Source organism: Lacibacter sp., assembly GCF_035299325.1.
GTDB lineage: Bacteria > Bacteroidota > Bacteroidia > Chitinophagales > Chitinophagaceae > Lacibacter.
In genome coordinates, this window is the sequence record NZ_DATGWT010000031.1 from 1 (window position 1) to 1,640 (window position 1,640).

Genomic DNA, 1,640 nt, shown 5'->3' on the forward strand with positions numbered 1-1,640 from the left:
TTTCCGGCTAAATATTTTTTTGTTTCCGGCACCCGCATTTCATAGCATCACCTGTTGCGTCGCACTCTTGTTCTCCATTGCAGAAAGCTTCTATTCTTCTTAACTTAGAAGTATGAACAAAGAAGTGCAATCGATCATCAGTAATCTCGAACGAGTGTTAACCGGTCAGCCTTGGTATGGCGAAGCAGTAATGCCCATGCTGCGCAAAATTCATCCTGCAGTGGTGTACATCAACCCAAAAAATTCGCATGCAGCCATTGAAATATTGTATCACATGATCACTTGGTCTGAGTTTACCTTAAGCCGTTTGCAAAACAAACAGGACTACGATCTCAAAACAGCCGAAGCAATGGATTGGCGCATGATCGACCCAAAAATTCATACCTGGGAAAAAGGATTGAACGAGTTTGAGCAAATTCACAAACAGATTTTTGCTGAACTACAAACCAAAGACGATGCTTTTTTAAAAGAGATGGTCGATTACCGTGAATATAATTTCCGTTTTATGTTGAATGGGTTGATACAACATAACATTTACCACCTCGGTCAGATCGCCTACCTGAAAAATCTATTAGGCGAATAATATAGCTCACAGATTGCACGGATGTTTACAGATTTTTGTATCTCATCCTTGTTATCTGTGAAATCCGTGAGCAACTCTCTTGCAAAAAAGGGTTAAATCCCCCTGTCCTTTCGAAATGTCAGTTGCTATTTTGCCGGAAATAGTTGCTGATGATCCCTGTCTGGAAAAACATCCCCTTCCTACGCATTATCATTCCGTTAAGTGCCGGCATTTTAGCAGGCTGGTATTTTTCGTTGCATTGGCAAATTGCTTTGATCGCAGCAGTAGTTGCTCTCCCATTCTTTCTTTACCTGCAGTTCAGTGGCGAACGAAGCCGTTTTTATAACAGTTGGCTTGATGGTCTTTCCTTCAACATCATTTTCATTTCACTCGGCATTGCACTTGTTTGGCTGCAACAAAAACCACATCAACCAAACTGGGCCGGGCATTTTTATGAAGAAGGCGATGTGGTGCAACTCCGTTTACTTGAACCATTGAGCGAACGGGAGAAAACATACAAAGCACTCGGTGAGATCAGTGTTGTTTATCATCAGCAAAAAGCAAGAAAGGTAACAGGCAGGGCAATGATCTATTTTCGAAAAGACAGTATTGCACCTTCATTGCAATATGGCGATGTAATTCTTGTTCGCAGCAATTTGCAGGAAATAAAAAATGCAGGCAATCCCGGCGGGTTCGATTACAAGCGATATGCTTTGTTCAACAGCATTACACATCAACTGTTTGTAAAAGCAGATGAGTATAAAAAAATACCGCAGCAACAAACAACTCTCTTCTATAAAAAGATGTATGAGTTCAGAACTTATATTCTGCAAACGATCCGCAAGCATGTAAAAGGCGATATGGAAAGCAGTATTGCAGAAGCATTACTCATCGGCTACCGTGATGATCTCGACAGGGACCTGGTGCAGGCATACAGCAACACAGGTGTTGTACATATCATTGCAGTAAGTGGTATGCATCTTGGTTTGATCTATGGCTTATTGATGTTTCTTTTAAAAGGTTTGAACAGAAAAAAACGGCTGAAAATAATAAAAGCTGTTTTGATCATTACATTGTT

Annotated in this window: 2 protein-coding genes; both read left to right on the forward strand. The window is 40.7% G+C overall.

Annotated elements, in window-relative coordinates; translation table 11 throughout:
- Positions 1-112 precede the first annotated feature (112 nt).
- On the forward strand, positions 113-583 hold the full coding sequence (locus VK159_RS18275) for a DinB family protein (protein ID WP_324231609.1): 471 nt from the start codon (positions 113-115) through the stop codon (positions 581-583).
- A gap of 149 nt (positions 584-732) precedes the next feature.
- The coding region (locus tag VK159_RS18280; protein ID WP_324231610.1) for a ComEC family competence protein at positions 733-1,640 on the forward strand (908 nt) is incomplete at its 3' end.